At 64.0% G+C, this 25,390-nt stretch carries 35 protein-coding genes; 20 read left to right on the top strand and 15 right to left on the bottom strand.

Annotation, left to right across the window (positions count from 1 at the left end; all coding sequences use genetic code 11):
• The first annotated feature begins 21 nt into the window (after positions 1-21).
• Both EZV60_RS12480 and EZV60_RS12475 read left to right on the top strand, forming a co-directional pair.
• Positions 22-753, top strand: coding sequence for an alpha/beta fold hydrolase (locus EZV60_RS12480; RefSeq protein ID WP_135505925.1), 732 nt, complete (start codon positions 22-24; stop codon positions 751-753).
• On the top strand, positions 750-1,895 hold the full coding sequence (locus EZV60_RS12475) for an alpha-D-ribose 1-methylphosphonate 5-triphosphate diphosphatase (RefSeq protein WP_135505924.1): 1,146 nt from the start codon (positions 750-752) through the stop codon (positions 1,893-1,895). The genes EZV60_RS12480 and EZV60_RS12475 overlap by 4 nt, the downstream gene beginning before the upstream one ends.
• Positions 1,896-1,915: 20 nt before the next feature.
• On the opposite strand, the gene EZV60_RS12470 is transcribed toward EZV60_RS12475, so the two are convergent.
• From EZV60_RS12470 to rpmB, 3 genes are all read right to left on the bottom strand, one after another.
• On the bottom strand, positions 1,916-2,377 hold the full coding sequence (locus tag EZV60_RS12470; protein ID WP_135505923.1) for a copper chaperone PCu(A)C: 462 nt from the start codon (positions 2,375-2,377) through the stop codon (positions 1,916-1,918).
• A 46-nt stretch (positions 2,378-2,423) separates the two neighbouring features.
• Complete coding sequence (locus EZV60_RS12465; RefSeq protein WP_135505922.1) at positions 2,424-2,774, bottom strand: hypothetical protein; 351 nt, start codon at positions 2,772-2,774, stop codon at positions 2,424-2,426.
• Between the two features lie 101 nt (positions 2,775-2,875).
• Entirely contained in the window at positions 2,876-3,166 is a 291-nt protein-coding gene (gene rpmB / locus EZV60_RS12460; protein WP_135505921.1) for a 50S ribosomal protein L28, read from the bottom strand.
• Between the two features lie 224 nt (positions 3,167-3,390).
• Between rpmB and EZV60_RS12455 the strand changes: the two genes are divergently transcribed.
• Positions 3,391-3,789: a (R)-mandelonitrile lyase gene (locus tag EZV60_RS12455; RefSeq protein WP_135505920.1), complete on the top strand. Its 399-nt coding sequence runs from the start codon at positions 3,391-3,393 to the stop codon at positions 3,787-3,789.
• 31 nt (positions 3,790-3,820) lie between these two features.
• Positions 3,821-4,279 (top strand): hypothetical protein, encoded by a 459-nt coding sequence (locus tag EZV60_RS12450; protein ID WP_135505919.1) that lies wholly within the window; start codon positions 3,821-3,823, stop codon positions 4,277-4,279.
• Here EZV60_RS12450 and EZV60_RS12445 read toward each other — a convergent pair.
• Positions 4,266-4,985 (bottom strand): DUF1194 domain-containing protein, encoded by a 720-nt coding sequence (locus tag EZV60_RS12445; protein WP_135505918.1) that lies wholly within the window; start codon positions 4,983-4,985, stop codon positions 4,266-4,268. The two genes, EZV60_RS12450 and EZV60_RS12445, sit on opposite strands and share 14 nt — an antisense overlap.
• 41 nt (positions 4,986-5,026) lie before the next feature.
• On the bottom strand, positions 5,027-6,001 hold the full coding sequence (locus EZV60_RS12440) for a glutathione S-transferase family protein (RefSeq protein ID WP_135505917.1): 975 nt from the start codon (positions 5,999-6,001) through the stop codon (positions 5,027-5,029).
• Positions 6,002-6,292: 291 nt separating this feature from the next.
• Between EZV60_RS12440 and EZV60_RS12435 the strand changes: the two genes are divergently transcribed.
• The 8 genes from EZV60_RS12435 (at position 6,293) to EZV60_RS12400 (ending at position 13,623) form a co-directional block, all read left to right on the top strand.
• On the top strand, positions 6,293-6,505 hold the full coding sequence (locus tag EZV60_RS12435; RefSeq protein ID WP_135505916.1) for a DUF6732 family protein: 213 nt from the start codon (positions 6,293-6,295) through the stop codon (positions 6,503-6,505).
• Positions 6,506-6,509: 4 nt separating this feature from the next.
• Entirely contained in the window at positions 6,510-7,721 is a 1,212-nt protein-coding gene (locus EZV60_RS12430) for a sirohydrochlorin chelatase (RefSeq protein WP_135505915.1), read from the top strand.
• Positions 7,722-7,789: 68 nt separating this feature from the next.
• Positions 7,790-8,428, top strand: a complete 639-nt coding sequence (locus tag EZV60_RS12425) for a precorrin-8X methylmutase (protein WP_210115089.1) — start codon at positions 7,790-7,792, stop codon at positions 8,426-8,428.
• A gap of 60 nt (positions 8,429-8,488) precedes the next feature.
• A complete protein-coding gene (cbiE, locus tag EZV60_RS12420) occupies positions 8,489-9,691 on the top strand; it encodes a precorrin-6y C5,15-methyltransferase (decarboxylating) subunit CbiE (protein ID WP_135505913.1) in 1,203 nt (400 codons plus the stop codon).
• 33 nt (positions 9,692-9,724) lie between these two features.
• Positions 9,725-10,438, top strand: coding sequence for a precorrin-2 C(20)-methyltransferase (cobI, locus tag EZV60_RS12415; RefSeq protein ID WP_135505912.1), 714 nt, complete (start codon positions 9,725-9,727; stop codon positions 10,436-10,438).
• The gene (cobJ, locus tag EZV60_RS12410; protein ID WP_135505911.1) at positions 10,429-12,258 is read left to right on the top strand and encodes a precorrin-3B C(17)-methyltransferase; all 1,830 of its coding nucleotides are present in this window, start codon (positions 10,429-10,431) and stop codon (positions 12,256-12,258) included. Before cobI ends, cobJ begins: the two co-directional genes overlap by 10 nt.
• 135 nt (positions 12,259-12,393) lie before the next feature.
• The gene (gene cobM, locus EZV60_RS12405; RefSeq protein ID WP_135505910.1) at positions 12,394-13,164 is read left to right on the top strand and encodes a precorrin-4 C(11)-methyltransferase; all 771 of its coding nucleotides are present in this window, start codon (positions 12,394-12,396) and stop codon (positions 13,162-13,164) included.
• Between the two features lie 108 nt (positions 13,165-13,272).
• Positions 13,273-13,623 carry a hypothetical protein gene (locus EZV60_RS12400; RefSeq protein WP_135505909.1) on the top strand — a complete coding sequence of 117 codons (351 nt, stop codon included), beginning with the start codon at positions 13,273-13,275 and terminating at the stop codon, positions 13,621-13,623.
• A 6-nt stretch (positions 13,624-13,629) separates the two neighbouring features.
• Here the strand turns inward: EZV60_RS12400 and EZV60_RS12395 are convergent, their stop codons facing one another.
• Positions 13,630-14,817, bottom strand: a complete 1,188-nt coding sequence (locus EZV60_RS12395; RefSeq protein WP_135505908.1) for a MalY/PatB family protein — start codon at positions 14,815-14,817, stop codon at positions 13,630-13,632.
• A gap of 97 nt (positions 14,818-14,914) precedes the next feature.
• Here EZV60_RS12395 and def (EZV60_RS12390) point away from each other — a divergent pair, with 97 nt between their 5' ends.
• Both def (EZV60_RS12390) and def (EZV60_RS12385) read left to right on the top strand, forming a co-directional pair.
• Positions 14,915-15,433, top strand: coding sequence for a peptide deformylase (gene def / locus EZV60_RS12390; protein WP_135505907.1), 519 nt, complete (start codon positions 14,915-14,917; stop codon positions 15,431-15,433).
• Positions 15,433-15,927, top strand: a complete 495-nt coding sequence (def, locus tag EZV60_RS12385; RefSeq protein ID WP_135505906.1) for a peptide deformylase — start codon at positions 15,433-15,435, stop codon at positions 15,925-15,927. Before def (EZV60_RS12390) ends, def (EZV60_RS12385) begins: the two co-directional genes overlap by 1 nt.
• 26 nt (positions 15,928-15,953) lie before the next feature.
• Here def (EZV60_RS12385) and EZV60_RS12380 read toward each other — a convergent pair whose 3' ends face one another.
• Positions 15,954-16,379 carry a VOC family protein gene (locus tag EZV60_RS12380; protein ID WP_135505905.1) on the bottom strand — a complete coding sequence of 142 codons (426 nt, stop codon included), beginning with the start codon at positions 16,377-16,379 and terminating at the stop codon, positions 15,954-15,956.
• Between the two features lie 101 nt (positions 16,380-16,480).
• Between EZV60_RS12380 and fmt the strand changes: the two genes are divergently transcribed.
• From fmt to EZV60_RS12360, 4 genes are all read left to right on the top strand, one after another.
• The gene (fmt, locus tag EZV60_RS12375; RefSeq protein ID WP_135505904.1) at positions 16,481-17,383 is read left to right on the top strand and encodes a methionyl-tRNA formyltransferase; all 903 of its coding nucleotides are present in this window, start codon (positions 16,481-16,483) and stop codon (positions 17,381-17,383) included.
• A gap of 114 nt (positions 17,384-17,497) precedes the next feature.
• Complete coding sequence (locus EZV60_RS12370) at positions 17,498-17,941, top strand: YybH family protein (RefSeq protein WP_135505903.1); 444 nt, start codon at positions 17,498-17,500, stop codon at positions 17,939-17,941.
• Between the two features lie 119 nt (positions 17,942-18,060).
• Positions 18,061-18,297 carry a hypothetical protein gene (locus tag EZV60_RS12365; RefSeq protein WP_135505902.1) on the top strand — a complete coding sequence of 79 codons (237 nt, stop codon included), beginning with the start codon at positions 18,061-18,063 and terminating at the stop codon, positions 18,295-18,297.
• Positions 18,298-18,361: 64 nt separating this feature from the next.
• Positions 18,362-18,541, top strand: a complete 180-nt coding sequence (locus EZV60_RS12360) for a GlsB/YeaQ/YmgE family stress response membrane protein (protein ID WP_135506093.1) — start codon at positions 18,362-18,364, stop codon at positions 18,539-18,541.
• 6 nt (positions 18,542-18,547) lie between these two features.
• Here EZV60_RS12360 and EZV60_RS12355 read toward each other — a convergent pair whose 3' ends face one another.
• From EZV60_RS12355 to ispH, 7 genes are all read right to left on the bottom strand, one after another.
• A complete protein-coding gene (locus tag EZV60_RS12355; RefSeq protein ID WP_135505901.1) occupies positions 18,548-19,171 on the bottom strand; it encodes a trimeric intracellular cation channel family protein in 624 nt (207 codons plus the stop codon).
• Positions 19,168-19,632 (bottom strand): ribonuclease HI, encoded by a 465-nt coding sequence (rnhA, locus tag EZV60_RS12350; RefSeq protein WP_135505900.1) that lies wholly within the window; start codon positions 19,630-19,632, stop codon positions 19,168-19,170. Before rnhA ends, EZV60_RS12355 begins: the two co-directional genes overlap by 4 nt.
• Positions 19,625-20,230: a class I SAM-dependent methyltransferase gene (locus tag EZV60_RS12345; RefSeq protein WP_135505899.1), complete on the bottom strand. Its 606-nt coding sequence runs from the start codon at positions 20,228-20,230 to the stop codon at positions 19,625-19,627. Before EZV60_RS12345 ends, rnhA begins: the two co-directional genes overlap by 8 nt.
• Positions 20,227-20,679 (bottom strand): DUF3429 domain-containing protein, encoded by a 453-nt coding sequence (locus EZV60_RS12340; RefSeq protein WP_135505898.1) that lies wholly within the window; start codon positions 20,677-20,679, stop codon positions 20,227-20,229. Before EZV60_RS12340 ends, EZV60_RS12345 begins: the two co-directional genes overlap by 4 nt.
• Entirely contained in the window at positions 20,676-21,290 is a 615-nt protein-coding gene (locus EZV60_RS12335; RefSeq protein WP_135505897.1) for a LysE family translocator, read from the bottom strand. Before EZV60_RS12335 ends, EZV60_RS12340 begins: the two co-directional genes overlap by 4 nt.
• Before the next feature lie 67 nt (positions 21,291-21,357).
• On the bottom strand, positions 21,358-22,158 hold the full coding sequence (locus tag EZV60_RS12330; RefSeq protein ID WP_135505896.1) for a GNAT family N-acetyltransferase: 801 nt from the start codon (positions 22,156-22,158) through the stop codon (positions 21,358-21,360).
• A gap of 13 nt (positions 22,159-22,171) precedes the next feature.
• On the bottom strand, positions 22,172-23,122 hold the full coding sequence (gene ispH, locus EZV60_RS12325; protein ID WP_135505895.1) for a 4-hydroxy-3-methylbut-2-enyl diphosphate reductase: 951 nt from the start codon (positions 23,120-23,122) through the stop codon (positions 22,172-22,174).
• A 227-nt stretch (positions 23,123-23,349) separates the two neighbouring features.
• Between ispH and EZV60_RS12320 the strand changes: the two genes are divergently transcribed.
• Together EZV60_RS12320 and EZV60_RS12315 are read left to right on the top strand one after the other, a co-directional pair.
• A complete protein-coding gene (locus EZV60_RS12320; protein ID WP_135505894.1) occupies positions 23,350-24,213 on the top strand; it encodes a tyrosinase family protein in 864 nt (287 codons plus the stop codon).
• 12 nt (positions 24,214-24,225) lie between these two features.
• Complete coding sequence (locus tag EZV60_RS12315) at positions 24,226-24,753, top strand: hypothetical protein (protein WP_135505893.1); 528 nt, start codon at positions 24,226-24,228, stop codon at positions 24,751-24,753.
• A 63-nt stretch (positions 24,754-24,816) separates the two neighbouring features.
• Here the strand turns inward: EZV60_RS12315 and EZV60_RS12310 are convergent, their stop codons facing one another.
• Entirely contained in the window at positions 24,817-25,389 is a 573-nt protein-coding gene (locus EZV60_RS12310) for a LabA-like NYN domain-containing protein (protein WP_135505892.1), read from the bottom strand.
• Position 25,390: the final 1 nt, after the last annotated feature.

Raw genomic sequence — 25,390 nt, 5'->3', positions numbered from 1 at the left:
TTTGCGCCTATCTCAAGAATTATGAAAGCTATTCTCGGTCTTCTCCTTGCTGCTGGCTTCAGCTGGTCCGCCGCACCGGCAAGAGCCGATTGCGTGGTGCTGCTTCATGGTCTGGCCCGAACCGACACATCGATGATCGTGATGGAGGAGGCGCTTCTGGCGCAGGGCTACACGACGTTCCGGCCGGATTACCCGTCGACCGAGCTGCGGATCGCACAGTTGGCTGAGGATGTCTTGCCTTACGCCCTGCGGGTCTGCGGCGAGGCCGATATTCATTTCGTCACCCATTCGATGGGCGGCATCCTGTTGCGGTTTTGGTTGCGAGATAACAGGCCGGAGCGGCTTGGCCGGGTGGTGATGCTCAGCCCGCCGAATCACGGCTCGGAACTGGTCGACGAATTAGGCGGACTCGAACTTTTCGAATGGATGAATGGCCCTGCAGGCATGCAGCTAGAGACCGGGGCGGACGGCTTTGTCGAGCAGTTGCCCCCGGTCGATTTTCCGTTGGGAGTGATCGCGGGATCGCGCTCGCTCAACCCCTATTTCTCGGCGTTGATCGACGGACCGGACGATGGCAAGGTTTCCGTTGCGTCCACGCGGGTCGAAGGGATGGCAGATCACATCACTCTGCCTGTCAGTCACACTTTCATGATGAACAATCCTCTGGTGATCGCGCAGGTGCTCGCGTTTCTCAAGACCGGAGCGTTCGATCATGATCTGGACATTGGCGATTTGATCTGGGGTGGTGAATGATCCCGGACCTGCGGCTGACCGGTGCCAAGGTCTTGCGACCGGGCGGGCTGTCGGATGCACCTTTGTCCCTCGCAAACGGGCGGGTTGCCGACGCAGGGGGACGCGAGATCGACCTGTCTGGCTATCTCGTTCTTCCGGGGATCGTCGATGCACATGGTGATGCGTTCGAAAAGCATCTCGCACCGCGGCGCGGCGCCATGAAAGACCTAGACCAGGGGCTTCTTGCAGCCGAGGCCGAAGTGGCCGCCAATGGCATCACCACGGCGACGCTTGCGCAATTCTATAGTTGGGAGGGCGGCATGCGCGGCGCGGATTTCGCCCATCGCGTTTTCGCCGCGCTTGATGAGGTCCGCCCAAGGCTTGGGACCGATTTGCGTGTGCAACTCCGCTTCGAACTCTCGATGGTCAACGACTATGATGCCGTGGCCGACATGGTCGACCACTTCGCCATTCCCTACCTTGTCTTCAACGATCACCTGCCGCACGTGGCGCTGGCGATGGGCAAACGCCCGCCGCGCCTGACCGGGCAGGCCTTACGCATCGGAAAGAATCCCGAAAAGCACCTCGCCGATCTTCAGGCGCTTTACGCGGGCCTTGCGGCGGTGCCCGCCGCGCTTGATTGTCTGATCCCGCGGCTGGCCGCTCGTGGCGTTCTGCTGGGAAGCCATGACGACCGCAGCCGCGACGACCGGGCCGGCTGGCGCGCGCGGGGGGTACGTGTGGCCGAGTTTCCCGAAACCCTCGAGGCGGCGGAGGCCGCAAAAGCCGACGGAGACCCCGTCGTCCTCGGCGCTCCCAATTTGGTGCGCGGCGGATCGCACAAGGGCAATGTCTCCGCGCTCGATCTGGTGGCGATGGGCCTTTGCGACGCCTTGGCCTCGGATTACCACTACCCGTCGACGCGAAGAGCTGCGTTCCTTCTGGCGGATGCTGGCGTTTTGCCGTTCGAAGGCGCTTGGGGACTGATCGCGGACGGCCCGGCCCGGATGCTCGGCCTAAAAGACCGTGGCCGGCTGGAGCCCGGAATGCGCGCCGACGTCGTTGTGCTCGACGAGGTCAGCCGCGATATCTGCGCCACCTTCGCCGGGGGGCAGGTCACCTACATGAAAGGCGACGTGGCGGCGCGTTTTCTGGCCCGCTAGTTCGCCTCGCCGACTGTTGATTAGTTGCTGTGGCCCCCGCCGGTGGGCATCCGCGTAAGGTCGACCGGAACTTCGATCTCCATCTTGCCGGCCGTTTCGAACATGAGCGTCAGCGGGACCGTGTTTCCCTGTTCGAATGGATTGGTCAGCCCCATGAACATCACGTGGTCCCCGCCGCGCGACATGGCGATCCGCCCGCCTTCGGGCAAGGCAAAGCCCTCTTCGACATGGCGCATTTTCATGATGCCGTCTTCCTCGATATGCGTGTGCAATTCGACCCGGGCGGCCGCGGGTGAGGCGACACCGACCAGCCGATCCGAAGGTCCGCTGTTTTCGATCACGAGAAATGCCGCACCGGTTTTTGCTGCGGGTGAGGCGGACCGCGCATAGGCATCAGTCACGGTTATATCACCGGCCAGAGCGGCGGTGGCGGACACGGAAAGGGCGGTGAGGGCGACAATCGCCCGGAGTTTCGTGAACATGCTTCTGTCCTGTCGTAGATGTGATTTGGGAATATCGGAATGTGACTCACTCTTCGACAGGCGGCGCGCGGGCGCGGGAAAAGAAAAGGATGTTACCCTCCGGCAGAGGCTTTCGGGCGTTCATCCTGACGATGCAGGGATGAGCAAGTCGGCGTGGTAACTCCACCTTGCCTGGCAAGCTTGCCTCGAAAAGCCCTGTGGCGCAGTCGGGGCAGACATGCACCGCGTCCATCGGCACACCGTCCTCGTCCACCAGGACCCGCACCGGCCCGTCGCCCGTGCACACGACCATACTGCCCGATGGACCGGGGGCGGTGCGTGCGATCGCCATGCTCTGACCGGTGACGATCAGAAGGAGCGAAACGATCAATGCAAACGTGGGACGCAGCCAAGCCATGGGATCGGTATAATCAGGCACGGAATTGCGGACATCGCGACAAAACGCAACAGCCCCGCCGGTTCGGGCGAGGCTGTGAAACGGGGCGCGAAACGAAAGGATCAGGCGGTTGCGGCCTGCGCCTTCATGATTTCCTTCTTCACTTTCAGCGCATTCGCCGAGAGCTCGGAATCCTTGGCTTTCGCAAGGTAGCCGTCCAGCCCGCCACGGTGATCCACCGAACGCAGCGCAGCTGCTGTAATGCGCAGCTTGATGCCACGGTTCAGCGTTTCCGACTGCAGCGTCACGTCGTTCAGATTCGGCAGGTAGCGACGCTTGGTCTTGTTGTTGGCGTGGCTGGAGTTGTTGCCAACCATCGGCCCTTTTCCGGTCAGTTCGCAGCGGCGCGACATTGGTTCATTCCTCGTCCTGGGCGGGGCGCGGTCTGGCCCCTCTCAATACAAACGGGCACCGCCATAGGCCGTGCCCCGAAATCCGTTTGCGGTCTTTACGGCGTCAGGTGCAGGGCGTCAAGGGATTCGCACCCGAAAAGATGGGTGTACAAGAGGTGCTTTTCGCGCTCGACTTGGGCAGAGACGGCCAGCGATGGCGCGAAAAGACGGAAAGGAACATGCCGATGCGGATATTCAAGGCGGCAACGCGGCAATCCAAGCTGGCGAATGCCGATTATTTCACGGGCCGCGTCTGGCAGGAGCCCGTGGTTGAAGCCGAAGCGCCGGCACGCTTGCGTGCGCTTCGCGTGACATTCGAACCCGGCGCGCGCACAGCGTGGCACACCCATCCCTTGGGACAGACTTTGCACGTACTTTGGGGAACTGGTCTTGTGGCCTTGCGCGGTCAGGCGCCGCAGACCATTGGCGCCGGCGACACCGTCTGGATCCCGCCGGGCGAGGAGCATTGGCACGGTGCGGGTCCTGATACGCAGATGTGTCATCTCGCCATGCAGGAGGCCGATGAGGCCGGTCGCGTCGCCGACTGGTTGGAGCAAGTCTCGGAGACCGACTACTCCGGCTAGTCCAAGCCGCGTTCCGGAATGGGAGGAAAAGATGAAAACGATCAGAACCATCACATGGGCCGCGTGCTTTGTTAGCGGCGCGTTTCTTTCCGGGTTTGTCAGCGCGGACGATCAGGTATCCGGCAAGATCGGCGCCGGCAAGCCCGAGGATATTTTCCTTGAAATCACACGTGCGGCCGATGGCGGCGTGGCTTTGTCGCAGACTGAACTTCGGCTGGCGCTTGGCGGGTATTATCGGCTCAACGTGGTCTGCCCAGAAGATGTGAAGCCCGAAACCGGGTTCCATTTCGAAGCGCCGGAGCTATTGGCGAACGCCGAGAGCGAGATGGAGTTCTACATGCAGGGCCTGAGCTTCCGCGCGATCCAATGCGATGGAAAAGGCAGCGCAAGGTTCAGCTTTCATCCCATGCGTAAGGGCAGCTACTCTTTCGTTGCACGCGATCATGCGGAGCCGCCGAAAGAGACTCGTGGCACGATCATTGTCGACTGACGCGTTGGGCTATCCTGGCGTCCGGGATCTCGCCCGAGATCTCTAGAATGAGTTTGCGCCGGATCGCCCGCGCGAGGTCATTCTCGTCGGCGGCAGCCACGACAAAGGCGCCCGGCCCGCCGATGATGCGGTCCGCATAAATCTTGTCGAGATCCGGAAACCGCGCAAAACTGTCGCAAAAGCGGCAAAGGATCGGCAGCGCGTTGATCGTTATACCGGCCGCCACGACAGCGTCGCGAGCCTGCTCTATCGGAGGACCGGAGAAGTTATTCGGGCTGTCGCCTGAAAAGTCGATGACCTTGCGCCAACCTTCGTAGCCATTCGTCTCAATCAATCGCTTGCCATCAAGCAGCGCCCCGCCGATGGCATTATTTCCGTAGGCCTGACGCGGTGGCACCAATAGCGCCTGCGCGAAGACCGCTGCACTTTCAGCCCCGTCGATGAGGTGCCAGTCAACCACAGGTGCAGTATGCGCGGCCCATTCAACATAGGTCACGGCGATGACGCCGTAGGCTGTGTTCTCGATCGCCCATAGCACATCGGGGTGCGTGATCGCGGCGGCGTACCCCTCACGCTGGAACCGGATTTCCTCGTCCGAAATGGAACCGGACGCGTCGGCGAGCAATACAAGCTCAAGCTCCACCATTTCCGCTGCGGCGGCTTTGGTGACCGTTAGCAAAGCCAGAACGAGAATCAGACAGCGCATCCCAGCATTCTACCCCGATTCGGTACTACTCTCGGCAGGCTCTAACCGCGACCATGCGGCGCAGACAGGTCGAGCGCCGGACCTATCGGGATAATCCTGTTCGGACTCACCATGTCGTGGCTGTAGTGGTAATGTCGCGTGATGTGGTCGAAATTCACCGTCTCTGCCACACCCGGGCATTGGTAGAGCTCGCGCAGGTAGCCCCAAAGGTTGGGAAAATCCACAACCCTCGCGCGGTTGCATTTGAAATGCCCGTGATAAACCGTGTCGAAACGGATCAACGTGGTGAACAGCCGCCAGTCGGCTTCGGTCAACCTGTCGCCCATGAGATACCGACGCTCGTTCAGCCGAACCTCCAGCCAGTTCATCGTCTCGAAAAGCGGTTGAACCGCTTTGTCGTAAGCCGCCTGGCTTGTCGCGAAGCCGGCCTTGTAGACCCCGTTGTTGAGGGTCTCGTAGATGCGCGCGTTGACTGGCTCGATTGCGTCACGCATCGCCTCCGGCCAGTAATCATCGGTATTTCCGGTCATCTCATCGAAGGCGGAATTGAACATGCGGATGATTTCCGCGGATTCATTTGACACGATGGTTTCGCGCTTGATGTCCCACAGGATCGGCACGGTCACACGACCGGATATCTTGGGATCTGCCTTGAGGTAGATATCCCGGGCAAAGGGGAACCCGTACAGCCGGTCTCCGGTCGCGCCCGGATAGCTGTCATCAAACGTCCATCCGTCGCCCAGCATGTCGGGGTGCACGACCGAGACGTCGATATGATCCTCCAGCCCCTTGAGCTTTCGGAATACGAGCGCGCGATGGGCCCAGGGGCAGGCAAGGGCCACATAAAGGTGATAGCGCCCGCTTTCGGCGGGAAACCCGCCTTCGCCGGATGGCCCGGGTGCGCCATCGGACGTGATCCAGTTGCGGAATTTCGTGGTGGAGCGCTGAAACTCGCCGCCGGTACTGTCCGTGTCGTACCAGTCGTCGTGCCAGACGCCGTCGATGAGTTGGCCCATGGATAATCTCCTTCGGCCATTAACATGACGCGATCCGCTCGGGTTCCAAGGCAAAGGCGATGTGCGCGCGTGCACATGTCGCAATCGCTGGCCGGGGCGGCGATTCTCCGTTTGCGCAGTTCAGGCGCCATGCCTATAGAGGCAGGGACGATGCCCCTCAGGGGCCGGAAAGGTGCAGGATGGCGGGCCGACCCAAACAGGGGGTCGCGTATCTCTGGATCGTCGGGCGATCGCCATGTGCGGCGGTTCCTGCCGGCGGCCTGACCGGTTGCAAAAGGAAAGGAACGCCGCATGAGACTGATCCTGTGCTTTGCCATGATCCTGCCCGGGGCCGCCACGGCCCATCCCGGTCACCTCGCCGAAGTGGCCGGCCATGGCCACTGGCTTGGGGCGGCAGCCATCGGGGCGGCGATCGCGATCGGCCTGTGGGCCAAGGCGCGTGGACGCAAGACCGCCGAAACCGAGGCCGAGGATGCGACCGAAGACGAACCACAGGAGGCTTGAGGCCATGGTCAAGACCGGTGTGATGATCTGCGGGCATGGCTCGCGCAGTCAGGCGGCAGTGGACGAATTCTCGACGCTGGCCGACAAGCTGCCCGCCTATCTGCCGCCGGAGTGGGAGATGGAGTACGGGTATCTCGAATTCGCCAACCCGGTGATCCGCGACGGTCTGGACAGGCTGCGGGAGAAAGGATGTGATCGCATTCTGGCGGTGCCGGGCATGCTTTTTGCGGCAATGCACTCAAAGAATGACATCCCTACGGTGCTGAACACCTACGCGGAAACGCATGGCGTCGAGGTCAGCTATGGCCGCGAGCTGGGCGTCGACCCCAAGATGATCGCCGCAGCCGGCGCGCGCGTGGCAGAGGCCGTGGAGCGGGCCAACGCAGAGCGGGGCGAGGTGTCGCTGCATGATACGTGCCTGGTGGTGATCGGGCGCGGCGCGTCCGACCCCGACGCCAATGGCAACGTCGCCAAGATCGCCCGCATCCTCTGGGAAGGCATGGGCTTTGGTTGGGGCGCGGTGGGCTATTCCGGCGTGACCTTTCCGCTTGTCGAACCCTGCCTCAGCCACGTCTCGAAGCTCGGCTATAAGCGCATCGTTGTTTTTCCCTACTTCCTGTTTTCCGGCATTCTGATCGACCGGATCTACGGCTTTACGGATCAGGTCGCCGCAGAGCATCCCTATATCGAGTTCGTAAAGGCAGGCTATCTTGGCGATCATCCCAAAGTGCTTGAAACCTTCGCGGAACGGGTCCGCGAACAGGCCGGCGCAAACCCGCCGCCGAATTGTGGCACATGTCCTTACCGAGCGCAGGTTCTCGCGATAGAGGGGGGCAATCCCATCGAGATCCCGGCCGCCGCCCGCAAGGGTCACCCGGCGTTTGGCGACGTGCCGCCACCCACCTGCGTGCTGTGCAAATACCGAACCGCGGTCCTGGGCTTCGAGGCGGAAGTGGGCGCGGTGCAAGAAAGCCATCATCACCACGTGGAGGGACAGGGCGCATCGGCTCCGGGCTCTAACGTGGCAGACTGCACACTTTGCGGCACCTTCTGTACAGGTTTGTGCCGGCTCGAGGCAGCAGGGCACGCGCATCATCACCATCATCACCACCACGGTCACGATCACGATCATCATGACCACCATCATCATCACGCGACCTATCCACACGCCGACCATCCTCTTGGCCCCGAGAGTGCCCGCAAGGGCAAGGCCTGACAGGTTCGTGGTGATAGCACCAGAACCGGAGGAACAAGCCGCCGGCCCTGCAAACAAAGGCCCGAATTTTGCGCCCCTATGAAAAAGACCCTGCCGCGATCTACGCCGAGAGCTTCGCCACCGTGCGGCGCGAGGCGCGGCTCGATAGATTCGGTCCGGGGATGGAAGATCTGGCGATCCGACTGATCCACGCCTGCGGTATGGTCGAGGTGGCCGACCGGGTGGCATTTTCCGACAATGCCTTTTCGGCCGGGCAGAGCGCCCTTCAAGCTGGTGCCCCGGTACTATGCGATTGCGAAATGGTCGGCGCGGGGGTCATCCGCCGCTACCTGCCGCGCGGCAACGATGTGATCGTCACGCTGAATGACGACCGGGTCCCGGATCTTGCCAGAAAGATTGGCAACACTCGCTCCGCTGCTGCGGTCGAACTTTGGGCCGATCGGCTGGCCGGTGCGGTCGTGGCCATCGGCAATGCGCCCACGGCGCTGTTTCACTTATTGGAATTGATCGAGAGCGGTGCGCCCAAACCTGCGGTGATCCTTGGGTTTCCGGTGGGCTTCGTCGGTGCGGCGGAAAGCAAAGCCGAATTGGCCGAACGTCCGCGTGGCTGCGAATTCGTGGCGCTGCGAGGTCGTCGCGGCGGATCGGCTATGGCGTCGGCGGCGGTCAACGCGCTGGCGGCCGGTATCCCGGAGGGTCGGGCATGAGGCGCGAAACTCTTCCCGAAAGAATTGACATGACTTTTTCGAGAAGCCGCGGTGACGCGTATGTCTGACCCTTGGCTGCATATCGTCGGGATCGGTGAGGATGGCATGGCCGGACTCTTGCCCGCGACGCGTGCCGTCGTGGAGGCTGCGGAAGTCATCATCGGTGGAGACCGGCATCACCGCTTGTCGGAGGCTGTTACAGCAGATCGCGTCGCCTGGCCCAGCCCGTTTGACGCGCTGATCGACACTCTTAAAGGCTATAAGGGACGCCGGGTTGTCGTGTTGGCCACCGGCGATCCACTGTGGTTTTCCGTGGGAGCGCGGATCGGGCGAGCGCTTGACCCGTCCGAGATCGTCTATCACCCGCAGCTATCGGCCTTTCAGCTGGCTGCGGCGCGCATGGGATGGTCCTTGCCGGATGTCGAAACCCTGACGGTACACGGTCGTCCCGTCGAACAGATGATCGCCTTTATCCAGCCGGACGCGCGGCTTTTGATTCTGACCACGGGCGCCGAGACGCCTGCGCGGATCGCGCGCTTCCTGACCGAACGCGGCTTCGGTGCTTCTAGGATGACCGTGCTGGCCGCGATGGGCGGCAAGGACGAAGCGCGGATTGACGGCGTTGCGGAAAGCTGGGACGCCCAGGTTCCCGCCTTCAACACGCTTGCGGTGAAATGCGTTGCCGCACCGGATGCCGCGCTCCTGCCAAGAGTGCCGGGCTTGGCAGACGCGCTTTTTCAGCATGACGGCACCATGACCAAACAGGAGGTGCGTGCGGCCACTCTGGCGAAGCTCATGCCCATGCGCGGAGCGCTTTTGTGGGATATCGGCACCGGGTGCGGGTCTGTCGCGGTGGAGTGGATGCGCGCCGCACGCTATGCCCGCGCCGTCGGGATCGAGCCGCGAGATGACCGTCGCGCGATGGCAGCGCAAAACGCGCTGGCGCTTGGCACGCCAAAGCTTGAACTGATCGAGGGTCGCGTGCCCGAGGCACTGAACGGACTGGAACCACCCGATGCCGTCTTCATCGGCGGAGGACTGAGCGTTGAGGTCTTTGACGCCGCGTGGGCCGCGCTGCGCCCGCTCGGGCGGCTTGTGGCCAATGCCGTCACGCTCGAAAGCGAGGCGGTGCTTATTGACCTGCACAAGTATCACGGCGGGCAGTTGATCAAATTGCAAGTCAACCGCGCCGAGCCAGTAGGCGCAATGACCGGTTGGCGACCCCTGATGCCCGTCACACAGTGGAGCCTGGTAAAGCGATGAGCGGTCAGGGAGCGATGAAAGGCGGGGCGCACCATGGCCCGTAACGGCGCCGGCAAGCTTTGGGGCGTAGGGCTGGGACCCGGGGATCCGGATCTGATGACCCTGCGTGCGCATCGGCTGATTTCAAGAGCAGAGGTTCTGGCCTATCCGGCGCTGGCCGGGGCCGCAAGCTTTGCCCGCTCCATCGCGGCGGACGCGATCGCCCCGGAAGCGCGCGAAATCGTGATGGACGTGCCCATGACCACCGCACGCGATCCGGCGCAGGCGGCCTATGACCGTGGTGCGACGGAAATCGCCGCAACGCTGGAGGCAGGCCAGGACGTGGTCTGCCTGTGCGAAGGCGATCCGTTTTTCTATGGCTCCTTCATGTACCTTTTCGCGCGGCTTTCAGACCGCTTCGAGGTTGAGGTTGTGCCGGGCGTGACCTCGATCGCGGCATGCGCTGCTAGGGCGGGCCGCCCGCTTGTTGCGCGCAACGAACGGCTGACCGTGCTGCCGGGCCCGCTACCAGAGGACGAACTGCGCTTTCGGATCGAGGGCGCCGAGGCCGTGGCGATCATGAAAGTGGGCCGCCACCTGCCCAAGATTCGTGGCGTCATAGACCGGCTTGGTCTGACCGACCGCGCTGTTTATGTCGAACGCGCCAGCCTTCCCGACGAGGTCGTGTGCCCTCTGGCCGACGCACCGGAGAAGGCACCGTACTTCTCGATGATTTTGCTGACGAAAGGGGCCGATCCATGGCTGTGACACCGGTTGTTCTGGCGCTGAGCCGTTCTGGCGAGACGGTGGCCCACCGCGTTGCCGCGTGCCTGGGCGCGCAGGTTCACGGACGCGCAGGACGCGTAGAGCGTTCGGATGCAGTTTTCGACAATGCGCTCGATCACGCACGCGATCTCTTTGCCGCCGGTACACCGGTGGTAGGCATCTGCGCCAGCGGGATCCTCATTCGCGCGGTCGCGCCACTTTTGGCAAACAAAAAGACCGAACCGCCGGTCGTGTCGGTCAGCGATGACGGCGCGGTGGTGGTGCCGCTTTTAGGGGGGCATCGCGGCGCGAACCGCCTTGCGGCGCGCATTGCCGAGGGTCTCGGTGCGACAGCGGCCATCACGACGGCGGGCGACGTGGCGATGGGCGTGGCGCTCGATGAGCCACCTGCGGGTTGGCGTCTGACCGGTGGTGAGGCGGCGAAGTCGATTATGGCAGGGCTGCTTTCGGGAGAGCGCTACGTGTTGCGGGGACGCGCCGATTGGCTTGCAGAGCTTGAAGAAATGGACAACGTCTCTGTCGAGCCTGGTGCCGACGGGCGCGTCACTCTGATCCCCGAGGCCGGGGGCGAGGCGTTGATCTGGACGCCGCAGACCGATGTGCTCGGGCTGGGGTGCGCGCGTGACACCGCGCCGGAGGCAATGCTGGAGCATGTCTTTGAAACCTTCCAGAAAGAAGGCGTGGATCCTTTGGCAATTGCCTGCATCGCGACACTAGACCTCAAAGCTGATGAACCGGCCATGCATGCTCTGGCGCGCGAGTTGGACGTGCCGATCCGGTTCTTTGACGCAGCCGAACTAGAGGCGCAGGCGGACCGGCTGGCCAATCCTTCGGAGGTCGTGTTCGCCGAGGTGGGCTGTCACGGTGTCGCCGAGGGCGCGGCACTGGCGGCGGCTGGTCCGAAGGCGGTTCTGGACGTGCAGAAGCGCAAATCTTCGGACTGTACCTGCGCATTGGCGCGGGCCGAGGCGCCAGTGACACATCTGCCGGGCCGGGCGCGCGGTCGGCTGTCGGTCGTGGGTATCGGCCCGGGGCAGGCCAGCTGGCGCACACCAGAGGTAAGCCGCCTTGTCGCCGAGGCCGAGGAACTGGTGGGCTATGGACTATATATCGACTTGCTCGGTCCGCTTGCGAGCGGCAAAAAGCGGAGCGATTTTCCTCTGGGAGGTGAAGAGGCGCGCTGCCGCTACGCGCTGGAGCGCGCAGGCGAGGGACGCAACGTAGCGCTCGTTTGCTCGGGTGATGCCGGGATCTACGCCATGGGCGCGCTTGTCTTCGAACTGCTCGACCGCGGCCCCGAGGCTGGAGGCGTGAGTGATGCGGCGCGCCGTACAGAGGTGATTTGCAGTCCGGGCGTCAGCGCGCTGCAGGGGGCCGCAGCGCGCGCGGGCGCGCCGCTCGGGCATGATTTCTGCACCATCTCGCTGAGCGATCTGCTGACGCCGCGGGCGGATATCCTGAGGCGTCTGCAGGCGGCCGCCGAGGGCGACTTCGTAATCGCGTTCTATAACCCGGTCAGCAAGACGCGGCGCACACTTCTGGCAGAGGCGCGGGCGATCTTGCTGCGTCACAGACCGGCAGATACGCCGGTGATGCTTGCCAGCAATCTGGGCCGTCCCGAGGAAAATCTGCGATATCGCCGGCTTGACGCGTTAGAGGTCGATGAGGTGGATATGCTGACGGTGGTTCTAGTGGGATCCAGTAACACCCGGCTTGCACGGCTGGGAGAGGGGCCGCGGATGTTCACGCCGCGCGGGTATGCGCGCAAAATCGACGGGGACCTGGCACATGGGCGGGGATGACGCGCGACGCTCTTTGCGCGGTGGCGCAAATTCGCCCCGCCCGCCCTCCCACAGGTCCGAAATGAGGCCGAAAGATTTTCGTTTCAGGCGCTGGATCGGACTAGGGCAAACAAGAACGGCCAAGGGGAACTCGGCATGACGGTCTATTTTATTGGCGCGGGTCCTGGCGATCCAGAGCTTCTGACGTTGAAGGCGGCGCGGCTGATAGGGCGCTGTCCTGTCTGTCTTTATGCCGGAAGCTTGGTTACATCCGAAGTGGTTGCGCTTGCGCCCGAAGGGTCGCATGTACGCGACACCGCACCGATGACGCTGGACGAAACCCATGCAGAGATCGTTGCAGCCCATGAACGTGGCGAGGATGTGGCGCGTGTGCATTCCGGCGACCCGTCGCTTTACGGGGCGATCGCAGAGCAGATCCGGCGGCTGCAGGCGGCGGGTATTGGTTTCGAGATCGTGCCGGGAGTTCCAGCCTATGCGGCAGCCGCGGCGGCTCTCGGGCAGGAACTGACCGTGCCCGAGGTGGCGCAATCCATCGTACTGACACGAATGGCGATGAAATCGACATCGATGCCGGAAGGCGAGACACTGGAGAATTTCGCACGTACCGGGACGACCCTGGCCATTCATCTCGGTATCCGGGCCCTGCGCGAGATCGAGCGGGTTCTGGTACCGTATTACGGATCGGAGTGTCCGGTGGTTGTGGCCTACCGGGTCGGCTGGCCGGATCAGACGTTCCTGCGCGGCACACTTGGTGATATCCGCGAGAAAGTCCGCGCGGCCAAGATCACACGCACGGCGCTGATCCTGGTCGGGCCTGTGCTCGGAGAGATTGGCGAAATCACGGAAAGCGCGCTTTACGATTCGGCGAAGCCGCATGTGCTTCGGCCAAAGGCGACGGCGCGCTGATATTGCGCTGCGGCGGATAATTGTTGCGCTGCAGCGGGGATTTTTACGTGACTGTCATGACTTAGACCTAAATGATCGCCCATCGGAAACGAGTCGCTGGGGGCGGTTATGACCACGTATTTGCCGAAAGAGGTGCAGGATGGGCTGGATGCGGCTCGGCTGCAGGCCAAGCGCCGCAAAAGCCGTTTGCGCGTGGAGACCGGCGCGCAGAGCTTCGCGGTGCTGCGTTCCTGGGAGGGCGGCTTTGCCCTTCCCTCGGATGGTGGCCCGCATCTGCGGGGCCTTGTGGATCTTTACGACGGCACGCGCCATCTGTCGCGCTGCCTGATCGTGGCCTCCGAGGAAGAGGCCGGAGAACGCCGCTACGATTTGAAGCTGGTCAACCAGACGGGCGGAAGTCAGCCGGTGGATTTCGAGCGCTTAGAAGACCTGCCGGTCGCCCTGATTGGACGGGTCTGACGCAGGTTACTGCAGATCGCTGAACGCATCCTGGAGCCGGGAAATCGCTGTGTTTATCCGGGCGCGCGTCGTGCCAATGTTGAAGCGCAGGAACATCTCACCCCCGCTGCCGAATTCGTCACCCACGGACGGTGCGATACGCGCGTCGTTTCTTACCCGGCGCAGGATCTCGGACATCTCCATGCCGGTATTCGTGAAGTCGACCCACGCGAGATAGGTTGCCTGCATCGGCATTGGGCGCAGGCCCGGAATCTGGGCCACGGCGTCGAGAAACGCCGAGCGGTTGCCATCCAGATAGCGCGTCAACTGGTCCACCCATTCCGCGCCACGCGGGCTGTAGGCCGCACACGTCAGAACGCAACCAAGAAGATTAGCCTGAAGATTCAGGGCCTTGAGCGCATGCCCAAACCGCTGTCTGAGGTCCGCGCCGGGGACGGTCACTGTGCCAAGGCGCGACCCCGCGGTGTTGAAGGTCTTTGAGGATGAGGTCAGCATGACCAGCCGTTCCGCAACTTCGGGGGCGGCAACGGGCATCGGCACATGGGTCTGGCCGGGGAAGGTCAGGTCGTGGTGGATCTCGTCTGAGACCAGGATCAGGTCGTGACGGATACAGAAAGCGGCGAGGGCTTTTTGCTCCTCGACCGTCCAGACCCGGCCCGCCGGGTTGTGCGGTGAGCAGAAGAGCAGCATTTTTTCCTTGCCAGACAAAGACTTGCCAAGGGCATCGAGATCCATCCGGTAAAGGCCATCCGCATCTATTACGAGCGGGCTTTCTTTCACCACGCGGTCGGCGTTGACGATCTTCTTGGTGAACTCGTGATAGACCGGCGTGAAGATGATCACCTCGTCGCCGGGGTCGGTAAATGTCTGAATACAAATGGCAATCGCGTTTCCAAGACCGGCGGTGGAGAACATATGGCGGGGGTCGGGAGACCAGCCGTGGCGGGTTTCCATCCACCATGCGACGGCGTCCTTCATCTCGGGCTCGCCGGTGAAGTATCCGTAATTCGCCTTTTCAATCAGGCTCTTGGTGGCCTCTTGCAGGACATCCGGGGCCTCGAAATCCATGTCGGCCACCCACATGGGGATGCCGTCGGAGGCAGGAACACCGAAGGCGGGCTCCATCAAGTCCCATTTTGTACAATTTGTGCCAACTCTTTCGATGGGTTTGTCGAAATTGTACAAAACTGTCATGCGGTCCTCCGGCTGCAACCTGAGGCGGAAGCTAGCGGAAAGCGGGGCGGGTGCAAGGGCGTTGCGCCGCGCCGGACGATCGCCTAAATGACCACCCATGAAACGGCCCATCCTGATCCATCCCGACCCACGCCTGAAAAAGGTCTGCGATCCCGTCGCCGATCTGAGCGACGAACTGCGCGCGCTGGCCGAGGATATGCTGGAGACGATGTACGACGCGCCCGGCATTGGGCTAGCCGCGCCGCAGGTTGGCGACCTCAACCGGCTGATCGTCATGGACTGCGCCAAGGACGAAGGCGCCGAGCCGCGCCCAATGGTCCTGTTCAATCCCGAGATCGTGGCGTCCTCGGACGAGAGCAACGTCTATGAGGAGGGCTGTTTGTCGATCCCCGAGGAGTTCGCGGAAGTGACCCGGCCCAAGGTGGTCGACGTGCGCTGGATCGGTCTTGACGGCGAGGAGCACGGCGAGACCTTCGACGGGCTTTGGGCGACCTGCGTGCAGCACGAGATCGACCACCTGAACGGCAAGCTTTTCATCGACTACCTGGGTCCGATGAAACGGCAGATGATCACGCGGCGGATGCAGAAGCGCAAGCGCGAGATGGCGCGCGGATAATGGCGGTGCGGCCTTGCCTGCCTTGGCCGGACAAGCGTCTGCGGACGCCGGCGGCGCAGGTCGAGGCGATCACCGACGAGATCCGCGCCACTTGGGACGACATGATCGACACGATGGAGGCGATGCCCGGCGTGGGTCTCGCCGCGCCGCAGATCGGCGTGATGCAGAGGCTGGCTGTGGTCGATGCCTCGGACGAACGCGGCAAGGCGGTGAGGATGGCGAACCCGGAAGTGCTGCATGCCTCGGTCGAGATGCGCGACCACGAGGAGGCGAGCCCGAACCTTCCCGGGGTCTATGCCAAGATCAGCCGGCCCCGCGCCGTCACGGTGCGGTTTCTCAACGAGGCTGGCGAGATGGAGGAGCGCGATTTCGTCGGGCTCTGGGCCACCAGCGTGCAGCACCAGATCGACCACCTGGCGGGAAAGATGTATTTCGACCGTCTGAGCAAGGTGAAACGCGACATGCTGATCCGGCGGGCGAAGAAGCTGCGCTGAAGCCTGGGCCTTACGGACGGTTCGGATCAATCGGGTAGGTGGACGTTCCCGTCGTCGTCGAGCTGGAACATAGGGTTCCATGCGACTTCCCACAGATGACCATCGGGATCATGAAAATATCCTGAATAGCCGCCCCAGCTTGCCTCGGTCGCGGGTTTGACGATCTCGGCGCCGAGTTCTGCCACCTTTGCCAGAACCGTGTCGACCTCGGGTTTTGTGCGGGTGTTGTGGGCAAGCGAGATGCCGGAAAATCCACTGCCATCTTCCGAGATACCCGCGTCCTTCGCCAGATCGGAACGCGGGAAGAGCGAGATCGCGCAGCCGCCGCATTGAAAGAAGCTGACGCCCTTTGCGTCCCGGACGGACCGCCGCCAGCCGAGGCTTTCGTAAAAGGCCGTGCTGCGCGGCAGGTCGCGCACGCCGAGCGTGATGAGAGTGAACCGCTGTTCCATATGCGAGGCTTAGCATGCTGCGCCCGGCCTTGGGTGGAAATCGATTCACCGTCCGTGGAAAATGCTCTAGGACCGGGGCAACAACGAACGTGAGGGCAGCGATGCGGGTCATCTTCATGGGGACACCGGAGTTTTCCGTGCCGGTGCTGGAGGCGCTGGTTGAAACCGGACACGAGGTGGCCGCGGTCTACTGTCAGCCGTCGCGCCCTGCGGGACGGGGCAAGAAGCATCGCCCAAGCCCCGTGCAGGCGCGGGCCGAAGAGCTGGGCCTTTCGGTGCGGCATCCGGAGTCGCTAAAGGGCGAGGCGGAGCAGGCGGAGTTTGCCGCGCTTGAGGCGGATGTGGCGGTGGTGGTGGCCTACGGTCTGATCCTGCCGCAGGCGATACTGGATGCGCCCAAACACGGGTGCCTCAACATTCATGCCAGCCTTTTGCCGCGCTGGCGCGGGGCGGCGCCCATTCACCGCGCGATCATGGCCCGGGATGACAAGACCGGCGTGTGCATCATGCAGATGGAGGCGGGGCTGGATACCGGGCCGGTACTTTTGCGGCGCGAGACCGAGATCGGCCCGGAAGAAACCACCGGCGCGCTGCATGACCGGCTGTCGCGCATGGGCGCCTCGGCGATCATCGACGCGCTGGCCCGGCTGGACAAGCTGGTGCCCGAGGCGCAACCCGAGACCGGTGTGATCTACGCCGAGAAGATCGACAAGGCCGAGGCGCGCATCGACTGGAACAGGCCCGCCGAGGAGGTCGACGCGCATATCCGGGGGCTGTCGCCTTTTCCTGGCGCGTGGTGCGAGGCGGGCGATATCCGGTTGAAGCTTTTGGCGTCATCCCTTGCCGAGGGGGCGGGCGCGCCGGGCGAGATCATCGCGCCGCCGCTTACCGTGGCCTGCGGACAATCGGCTGTGCGCATCCTGATGGCGCAGCGTCCGGGCAGGGGCCCGATGCCGGCGGACGAACTGGCGCGCGGGATGGCATTGCCTGCCCGTCTGACGTGACCGACGCCTAACCGGCGCAGCCTAAATATCTGAAAAAAAGCCCCCTTCATGTGGTAGACTGCCGGGGTGCCAGGCGAGTTTTTTCTTTGGTTGAATTTGAAAATCGGAGGGGAAATGAAACATCATCATATTGCATATGTCGTGTTGTCGGCGGGCCTTATGGCGCCTGCGGCTCTGGCGGACACAGCCAGTGAGATTGCCGCCCGCAGCGCCACCTTCGAGGCGGCGTTCAACAGCGGGGACGCTGCGGGGGTTGCGGCGCATTACACGGAAGACGCGGTTATTCTTGCCCCTGACACGGACCGGATCGATGGCCGCGAAGCGATCGCCGGCCTTTGGCAGGCCTTTATAGATGCCGGGGTTGTCGACCTTGACCTGGTGACCACCGAGATTGAAGCGATGGGCGAGACCGCCAACGAGATTGGCGCATATACCCTGAAGGCGCCTGACGGTAACGGCGGTATGGTCGAGGCGGCAGGAAAGTACATCGTGATCTGGCGACGTGGTGCGGATGACCAGTGGTACCTGGATTGGGATATCTGGAATTCCAACCCCTGACGTCGCGCGTGCCGATCGATTAGCTCTTGCACCGGGTGCGCCGCGGCGCGCAGGATGAGCGGGAGTTTTTGCGCGGGCTGCCCTTGTCGCCCGGTATGCGGTTCGGGGAAATGTAAGATATGTTCCTGCAACTATTCGGCACGGTCGTGATCGCCGGGATCGTGGGCTATGCCAGTGAGCGCAGCGGATTTACCCATAACGGGTATATCCCGTCGATCATCATCTGCGTAGGCGGTGCGTTCCTGTTTTACTTCGTCCGGATCATGTTCGGTCTGCGGTTTGGCAGTCCGGGGCTTGATGCGATCGTGTCCTCGATCGGCGCGCTGATCATCGTGCCGACCCATTGGCGGAGGTGACGTGACCTACGCGATTTACTTGCTCATCATCGGGGCCGCGGCGGGGTTCATCGCCACCCGGCTGATGAACGTCCGCACCGGGATGTTGCAGACGATCCTGATCGGGATCGCGGGCGCGCTGATCGGCGGGCTGGTGCTGCGCCTGCTGCTGACGGCGATGGGGCTTCTGGGCGGTTTTGTGGGCGCGGTGCTGGGCGCGGTCGTCCTGATCTGGCTTTGGCAGATATACCAGGACCGCAAATAGGCCCGGTCAGCGGCGCGGCGGACGGGTCCGGTAGACCGGCAGCCGCCAGCCGAAGGCGAGCGAGCCCGCGCGCAGGATCCAGGTGAGCGCGGCGCAGGCGATGAGGGCCACCGGCGCGGGCTGACCTATCCCGAAAAGCAGCGCCGCCGCCAGCGCCCCGGCAAAGGCCGCCGAGACGTAGAGCTCTCCCTGGGTGAGCACCAGCGGCACCTCGTCGACCACCACGTCGCGCATCAGCCCGCCCATGCAGCCTGTCACCATGCCCATGATCACGATGATCGGGCCTGGCTGGCCCATGCTCATCGCCGCGCCGGCGCCGGCGGGCACCGCCACCGCCAGCGCGAGGCTGTCGAGCCATTGCAGCCAGCGATAGCGGCTTTCGGCAAGATGCGCGGTGAAGAAGATAAGGAGCGCCGCCGCGCAGGCGGTGAAAAGGAAGGATGGATTGCCGATCCAGAAGACCGGGTTGCGGTCGAGAAGCACATCGCGCAGCGTGCCGCCGCCCACCGCCGTCAGGCAGGCGAGAAAGGCAAAACCGACGATGTCGAGCTGGGCGCGCGAGGCCACCAGCGCGCCGGTCAGCGCAAAGACCAGCACCGAGGCGTGGTCGAGCAGATTGAGCAGCGTCATGCTGATTTGCCGGACTTGAAGGGCGCCATGCCCGCGCGGGCAAGCTCATCGGCGCGCTCGTTCTCGGGGTGGCCCGCGTGGCCCTTGACCCATTCCCAGGTGACGTCGTGGCGGGCCTGCGCGGCATCAAGGCGCTGCCAGAGTTCGACGTTCTTCACAGGCTTTTTGTTGGAGGTTTTCCAGCCGTTGCGTTTCCAGCCGTGGATCCATCCCGTCACGCCGTTCTTCACATAGGCGCTGTCGGTGACGATGGTGAGGTGCGAGGGCTTGGACAGGGTTTCGAGTGCCGCGATCGCGGCGAGAAGCTCCATCCGGTTGTTGGTGGTCTCGGCCTCGCCGCCGCTGAGCTCGCGTTCCTTGACGACGGTCTCACCCTCTTTGGCCTGCAAAAGCACCCCCCAGCCGCCGGGGCCGGGATTGCCGGAACAGGCGCCGTCGGTATAGGCGAAAAGCTCAGGCATCGGCGGGCTTTTCCGCGGTGATGGCGACCCAGGGGGCGAGTTTGCCGTCAAGCCCCTTGTCCGCGCCTGTGGTGGTGGCGACGGGTGTGAGACCCGCGTCGCTCAGAAGCTGGGAGAGGCCGGTCTCGGTCACGTAGGTATAGTGCCGGCCGAGATCGTCGCGATGCGCGCCTTCGCCGGTTTTCATCGCTACATGCAGCCGCCCGCCGGGTTTCAGGGCGTGCGCGAGGGCCGTTAAGTGGCGCGGCAGCGCCTGCGGCTCGGCATGCAGGAGCGAGAAATTGGCCCAGACGCCGTCATAGAGTGCGTCGCCGGTGATGTCGTCGAAGGTAGCCACCTGCGCCGTCACGCCGGGGTGACGGGCCGCGAGCGCGACCATTTCGGGGACCGCGTCCGTGGCGGTGACAGCCAGGCCCGCCTCGGCCATCGCCGCGGCGGCGTTGCCCGGGCCGCAGCCCAGATCGAGCACGGCGGCGCCTTGTGGCATAGCCTCGATAAAGGCGTGCAGCAGCGGATCCTCGGCGGCCTTACGCGTCAGATGCGCGTAATCCTCGGCTCGGGCGGCATAGACCGCGAGGGTGTTTTTGTCGCCGCTCATGACGCCAGAAGCGTGACGGTAAGGCATGTCACCACGATAGCGGTGATCATCAGGCGCAAATTCATCCACCAGCCCGGCGCAGCGCCGTCGCGCCAGAACATCCAGTCGAGCGCGAGGATGCCGGCAAAGCCGACGATCAGAAAGAGCGTCGCACGGTCAGAGCCGCCGCCCACAGTGAAGAACGTCCAGAGCGCCGGGATCACCGACAGCACATAGCCGGTGGTGGCGTTGCCGCCGGTCATCTTGGTGGCGAAGCCCCAGAGCACGCCGGACATGAAGCTGAGGATCACCGCGCCGTAAAAGATGCCCACATAAGGACCGATGAAGCGCGGGCCGATCGCCTGCGTCGTCAGGGCCGCGAGATCGGGGGAAAGCACGGTCAGCGCGCTCCAGATAAAGGGGAGCGTGCCGGCAAGGCCAAGGATCAGGGGCGTGCGGGGGATATTCATGCGGCGCGCTCCACCGCGAGGCGGGCGGCCAGACCGGCGAAGACCGCCGCGAAGCCGCGGCTGAGCCAGCGCATTGCGCGGCGCGAGGCCAGGAGCCTGTCGCGCGCGGCGGCGGCGAAGGCCCCGTAAAGGGCGAAGACCACGAAGGTCAGCGCCATAAAGATCGAGCCCAGTCCGATCATCTCGGCGGTGGCAGTGGCCGGGTCACCTGACAGGAAAGGCGGCAAAAGCGCCAGAAAGAAGAGCGAGAGCTTTGGGTTCAGGATGTTTATCAGCGCCCCGCGCCGGGCAATTCGGATCCCGGCCTCGGGCGACGGATCCGGGCGCAGGCTGAGCGCGCCGTCGGTTTGCAGCGCCTGCCAGGCCAGCCAGAGCAGATAGAGCACGCCTGCGATCTTCACGGCCTGAAAAAGCAGGGCCGAAGTGTGCAGAAGCGCCGCCAGACCCAGCGTGGCGGCAAGAAGATGCGGCACGATCCCGATTGTGCAGCCCAGCGCGGCCCAAAGGCTTGCACGGCGGCCGCGGCCCAGACCTATGGCCAGCGTGTAGATGACGCCGGTCCCCGGCGCGATGACGACGACAAGGGCGGTGAGAAGGAAATGCAGGCTCATCTTGTCCCATGTCCTGTTCGGGTCGGGCCTTAGAGGGGCCATAGCCGGGCCGGGCTGTCAAGCGGGCTTATTTGGTCATGCGCCCGCCCGGCATCTGACCGGGATCGGCGGTGGAGAGGACTGAGGCGTCCTCGCGGACGAGCCCCATGCGGGCGCAGACCGCCTCGGAGGCCGCATTGCCCGGCTCGATGCCGGTAAACACGCGGGTGAATCCGAAGCGCTGCGTGATATCGAGGAGCACCTCGGCGCCGACGCGCAGGGCGAGCCGCTGGCCGCGCCGGGTGGGATCGGTAGAAAGCATGCCCCACCAGCATTCGCCGCCGTCGCGGTCGGGGTGCAGATAGGCGGCGGCGCCCGCGCTGGCGACCGGGACGCCGGCGGCGTCGACCGCAACAAAGCCCGTTCCGGGCCGGGTGATCCCGCGCAGGACCGGGCCAGTGATGGGCAGCACGCCGCAGGCAAGCGAGACCTCGGCCAGTTTTTCGAGCGTGTCCGGCGGGCTGTCGGCGTCGATGCGGTGCAGGGTCAGATCATCGGGCAGGGGCACGTCGCGGCACCAGGCGCGCGCGGCCCGGATGGCCGCGGCCCCGCCCGACCAGCGGGCGTAGTGAGTGACGGAAAGACCTTCGTCCTCAAGCTGAGCACGCAAGCTGGGCATATCCTGATCAGGAATGCGTGCGATGCTGCCGACGCCTTGAAGCCGTGTCAGCGCCGTGACGAGGCCAAGCGTATCGCGTTCCGGCGCGGCAAGGCCCACGGCACGGCCATAATAGCTGAAGCGGGGATCGTCGCGCAGGATCCTAAAACACGCGTGGCCCCGGATCAGAAGCGCCTGTTGTGCAGCGCTTCCGAACACTTCCTCGGTCACAGGGCCAGCTCGGTCACGCCGGTTCGCGCAGAACGCGCGGCACCTTGAACTCGACGTTTTCCTGCGCGGTTTCGACCACGTCCACGGTGACGTCATAGCGGGCGCGGAAGGCGTCGATCACCTCGTTGATCAGCACTTCGGGGGCCGAGGCCCCGGCGGTGATGCCGATGGAGGAGATGCCGTTCAGCGCGCGCCAGTCGATATCGTCTGCGCGCTGCACAAGCTGGGCATAAGCGCAGCCGGCGCGCGCGCCGACCTCGACCAGTCGCTTGGAGTTGGAGGAGTTGGGCGCGCCTACCACCAGCATCGCGTCGGCCTTGGGCGCCATGGCCTTGACCGCCTCCTGCCGGTTGGTGGTGGCGTAGCAGATATCTTCCTTGTGCGGCCCGACGATGGCGGGAAAGCGCGCCTGAAGTGCTGCGACGATATCCGCCGTGTCATCGACCGAGAGAGTGGTTTGCGTCACGAAGGCAAGTTTCGCGGGGTCGCGGACCTCGACCGTGGCCACATCCTCGGGTGTTTCGACGAGCAGCACGTCGCCCGGAGGCAGCTGGCCCATCGTGCCGATCGTCTCGGGGTGGCCGGCATGGCCGATCATGATGATCTGAAGGCCGTTATTGGCGTGACGCTCGGCCTCGATATGGACCTTGGACACCAGCGGGCAGGTGGCGTCGACATAGACCATCTCGCGGCGGGCGGCCTCGGCCGGGACGGCCTTGGGCACGCCGTGGGCAGAGAAGATCACGGGCCGGTCGTCGGGGCAGTCTTCCAACTCCTCGACAAAGATCGCGCCCTTGGCGCGCAGATCGTCGACCACGTATTTGTTATGGACGATCTCGTGGCGCACATAGACCGGCGCCCCCCATTTACCGAGCGCCATCTCGACGATCTTGATGGCGCGGTCGACACCGGCGCAGAAGCCGCGTGGCGCGGCAAGATAGAGCGTGAGGGGCGGTTTGGTCATGGGCGTCTCTCCTGACCCCCAGAGGTACGCATTCGGGGCGGAGACGTCCAGAGGGCGCTGGGCCGAATTCTTCTGGGGCCGCGTGACAGGGCTGGCGCGCGCGATGACGGAGCCGGTCAAGCCATGTCTGCGGCAGGACAGCCGGAGCGCGCTCCGCGCGGAGTTTCCGTAGGTTGAAATCGCGTCATGTGGTATGCTCTCGCGTGTCGGATCAGGGGAAAGGACACATGGCGGTCCGTTTGCGCATCCAGTCGATCGAGGCTCAGCCTTCGGCGCTGTCGCTCTTTCGCGACGCCTTCGCGCGGCTGAAATCGCAGGGCGACGACCGGGGCTTCGACTTCTTTGCCTCGCTGCACGGGCTTGCGCTGCCGTTCTGGTGCGAGCACGGCTCGCCGCTCTTCCTGCCGTGGCATCGCGCCTATCTCTACTATTTCGAGCTTGCGCTGCAGACCCGGCTGGGTCCGCGCTTTACCGAGATCACGCCGCAAGTCCAGGAATTCGCCGAGATCGGCCTGCCCTGGTGGGACTGGGCCAGTCCGCAGGCCCATAGCGTCGGCCTGCCGCCGTCCTATGCCGAGGCGGAGGTCGACGGCGTGGCCAACCCGCTGCATGCGACCGAGGTGGCGGCCTGTCCGGGCCAGGGCGCGGTCACCGGGATCTGGGCCGCCCCGCTGGTCGAGCTGGTGCGCCAGCAACTGCCGGGTGTGATCAGCGCCACCGGCGCGCCCGTCACGCAACGCGATCCGGATGCGCCGGACGAACTTCCGACGCAGGCCACGCTTGACACGCTGGTGCTGACGCAATCGACCTACGGGGATTTCAACACCAGCCTCGAACAGGTGCATGGCGACGTGCATGTCTGGGTGGGCGGCGCGATGAGCCAGGTGCCGGCGGCGGCCTACGATCCGATCTTCTGGTCGCATCACGCGATGATCGACCGACTGTGGTATCTGTGGCAGAACAGCGCGCTGGGCCGCGACCCGCCGCCCGACCTTCTGAATGCGGTGCTGGCACCCTTTCCGATGACCGTGGCGCAAGTGCTGGAGATCGACAGGCTGAACTATGGCTACGCCATGGCCGCGGTGGCGTGAGGGAGGGCTGCGATGCTGGGATTTTCCGCCGATGAAAGGGTCAGCGAGGACGACCGCGAGGGTGTGAGCCACATGCCGTTGACCTTCGACATGACGGCCGAGGAGTGGCGCGCGGTCAAGCGTGCCGATCTTGTCTTCGAGGGCGTGGGCCATCTGGGCATGAGCTATGAGGTGCGCGCGTTCTTCAACAACCGCGATGCGGGTCCGGACACGCCCCGGACCGCGAAGGAAGGCTATGCCGGGCGCTTCGTGGTATTCGGACATGGCGATTGCTTCGGACAGGAAGGCCATTGCGTGGCCGAAAGCGTGGTGACGCGCAGCCGCGTGGAAAGCGCGGTGACCCAACTGGCCCACCCGGCGCGTCCCCACCGGCGGATCCTGACCGTGACCGAGGCCTTTCGGCGCGTGATGAAACGATATCGCAAGGGGATTCATACCGTGACGCTGGTCACGACGCTCAAGGCGCCCCGCCGTGCCGATTGCGTGCCGCGTTCCGGGATCTTCCGCGCCAGCCGCGTGTCGATCCAAGTCTACACCTGAAACTACGAAGGGCGGGCAAATTGCCCACCCTATCAAGGTCGCTGCCATAGGCGCCGCGGCGCGTCAGTCGTTGTTGACGGCCATCCGGGCGCGGTCCGGCGCGTCTTCGCGCGGCGGACGTCCGATCACTTCTTTGAGATCTTCGAGCTCGATGAAATTGTCGGCCTGCCGGCGCAGGTCGTCAGAGATCATCGGCGGCTGGCTGCGGATGGTCGACACGACCGAAACGCGCACGCCCGAGCGCTGAAGGCTTTCGACCAGCGGCCGGAAATCGCCGTCACCGGAAAAAAGCACGATATGGTCCACCCGCGGCGCGAGCTCCATCGCGTCGACGGCCAGCTCGATATCCATGTTGCCCTTGACCTTGCGGCGGCCTTGGCTGTCCGTGTATTCCTTGGCCGGTTTCGTGACCATCGTGAACCCGTTGTAGTTCAGCCAGTCGACCAGCGGTCGGATCGGCGAGTATTCGTCGTTTTCCAGAAGCGCGGTGTAGTAGAAGGCGCGCAGAAGCTTGCCACGGCGCATGAATTCGGCTCTGAGCAGCTTGTAGTCTATGTCGAAGCCGAGCGCCTTGGCGGCGGCGTACAGATTCGAACCATCGATGAACAGCGCAAGCCGTTCGTCCTTGTAAAACATC

Source organism: Roseovarius aestuariivivens (genome assembly GCF_004761875.1).
Taxonomy (GTDB): domain Bacteria; phylum Pseudomonadota; class Alphaproteobacteria; order Rhodobacterales; family Rhodobacteraceae; genus Roseovarius; species Roseovarius aestuariivivens.
This window is presented reverse-complemented; position numbering and strand designations above follow the sequence as displayed.

Bases quoted from the DNA above. Each gene is read 5' to 3' on its own strand.
- def (WP_135505907.1), top strand. From the start codon at position 14,915: ATGAAACGGCCCATCCTGATCCATCCCGACCCACGCCTGAAAAAGGTC.
- EZV60_RS12380 (WP_135505905.1), bottom strand. From the start codon at position 16,379: ATGGAACAGCGGTTCACTCTCATCACGCTCGGCGTGCGCGACCTGCCG.
- cobJ (WP_135505911.1), top strand. From the start codon at position 10,429: ATGGCTGTGACACCGGTTGTTCTGGCGCTGAGCCGTTCTGGCGAGACG.
- EZV60_RS12355 (WP_135505901.1), bottom strand. From the start codon at position 19,171: ATGACGCTGCTCAATCTGCTCGACCACGCCTCGGTGCTGGTCTTTGCG.
- EZV60_RS12310 (WP_135505892.1), bottom strand. From the start codon at position 25,389: ATGTTTTACAAGGACGAACGGCTTGCGCTGTTCATCGATGGTTCGAAT.
- EZV60_RS12475 (WP_135505924.1), top strand. From the start codon at position 750: ATGATCCCGGACCTGCGGCTGACCGGTGCCAAGGTCTTGCGACCGGGC.
- fmt (WP_135505904.1), top strand. From the start codon at position 16,481: ATGCGGGTCATCTTCATGGGGACACCGGAGTTTTCCGTGCCGGTGCTG.
- EZV60_RS12320 (WP_135505894.1), top strand. From the start codon at position 23,350: ATGGCGGTCCGTTTGCGCATCCAGTCGATCGAGGCTCAGCCTTCGGCG.
- def (WP_135505906.1), top strand. From the start codon at position 15,433: ATGGCGGTGCGGCCTTGCCTGCCTTGGCCGGACAAGCGTCTGCGGACG.
- EZV60_RS12465 (WP_135505922.1), bottom strand. From the start codon at position 2,774: ATGGCTTGGCTGCGTCCCACGTTTGCATTGATCGTTTCGCTCCTTCTG.
- EZV60_RS12450 (WP_135505919.1), top strand. From the start codon at position 3,821: ATGAAAACGATCAGAACCATCACATGGGCCGCGTGCTTTGTTAGCGGC.
- EZV60_RS12340 (WP_135505898.1), bottom strand. From the start codon at position 20,679: ATGAATATCCCCCGCACGCCCCTGATCCTTGGCCTTGCCGGCACGCTC.
- EZV60_RS12430 (WP_135505915.1), top strand. From the start codon at position 6,510: ATGGTCAAGACCGGTGTGATGATCTGCGGGCATGGCTCGCGCAGTCAG.
- EZV60_RS12370 (WP_135505903.1), top strand. From the start codon at position 17,498: ATGAAACATCATCATATTGCATATGTCGTGTTGTCGGCGGGCCTTATG.
- EZV60_RS12395 (WP_135505908.1), bottom strand. From the start codon at position 14,817: ATGACAGTTTTGTACAATTTCGACAAACCCATCGAAAGAGTTGGCACA.
- cbiE (WP_135505913.1), top strand. From the start codon at position 8,489: ATGTCTGACCCTTGGCTGCATATCGTCGGGATCGGTGAGGATGGCATG.
- ispH (WP_135505895.1), bottom strand. From the start codon at position 23,122: ATGACCAAACCGCCCCTCACGCTCTATCTTGCCGCGCCACGCGGCTTC.
- EZV60_RS12315 (WP_135505893.1), top strand. From the start codon at position 24,226: ATGCTGGGATTTTCCGCCGATGAAAGGGTCAGCGAGGACGACCGCGAG.
- rnhA (WP_135505900.1), bottom strand. From the start codon at position 19,632: ATGCCTGAGCTTTTCGCCTATACCGACGGCGCCTGTTCCGGCAATCCC.
- EZV60_RS12445 (WP_135505918.1), bottom strand. From the start codon at position 4,985: ATGCGCTGTCTGATTCTCGTTCTGGCTTTGCTAACGGTCACCAAAGCC.
- rpmB (WP_135505921.1), bottom strand. From the start codon at position 3,166: ATGTCGCGCCGCTGCGAACTGACCGGAAAAGGGCCGATGGTTGGCAAC.
- cobI (WP_135505912.1), top strand. From the start codon at position 9,725: ATGGCCCGTAACGGCGCCGGCAAGCTTTGGGGCGTAGGGCTGGGACCC.
- EZV60_RS12360 (WP_135506093.1), top strand. From the start codon at position 18,362: ATGAACGTCCGCACCGGGATGTTGCAGACGATCCTGATCGGGATCGCG.
- cobM (WP_135505910.1), top strand. From the start codon at position 12,394: ATGACGGTCTATTTTATTGGCGCGGGTCCTGGCGATCCAGAGCTTCTG.
- EZV60_RS12400 (WP_135505909.1), top strand. From the start codon at position 13,273: ATGACCACGTATTTGCCGAAAGAGGTGCAGGATGGGCTGGATGCGGCT.
- EZV60_RS12470 (WP_135505923.1), bottom strand. From the start codon at position 2,377: ATGTTCACGAAACTCCGGGCGATTGTCGCCCTCACCGCCCTTTCCGTG.
- EZV60_RS12480 (WP_135505925.1), top strand. From the start codon at position 22: ATGAAAGCTATTCTCGGTCTTCTCCTTGCTGCTGGCTTCAGCTGGTCC.
- EZV60_RS12335 (WP_135505897.1), bottom strand. From the start codon at position 21,290: ATGAGCCTGCATTTCCTTCTCACCGCCCTTGTCGTCGTCATCGCGCCG.
- EZV60_RS12365 (WP_135505902.1), top strand. From the start codon at position 18,061: ATGTTCCTGCAACTATTCGGCACGGTCGTGATCGCCGGGATCGTGGGC.
- EZV60_RS12345 (WP_135505899.1), bottom strand. From the start codon at position 20,230: ATGAGCGGCGACAAAAACACCCTCGCGGTCTATGCCGCCCGAGCCGAG.
- EZV60_RS12455 (WP_135505920.1), top strand. From the start codon at position 3,391: ATGCGGATATTCAAGGCGGCAACGCGGCAATCCAAGCTGGCGAATGCC.
- EZV60_RS12440 (WP_135505917.1), bottom strand. From the start codon at position 6,001: ATGGGCCAACTCATCGACGGCGTCTGGCACGACGACTGGTACGACACG.
- EZV60_RS12435 (WP_135505916.1), top strand. From the start codon at position 6,293: ATGAGACTGATCCTGTGCTTTGCCATGATCCTGCCCGGGGCCGCCACG.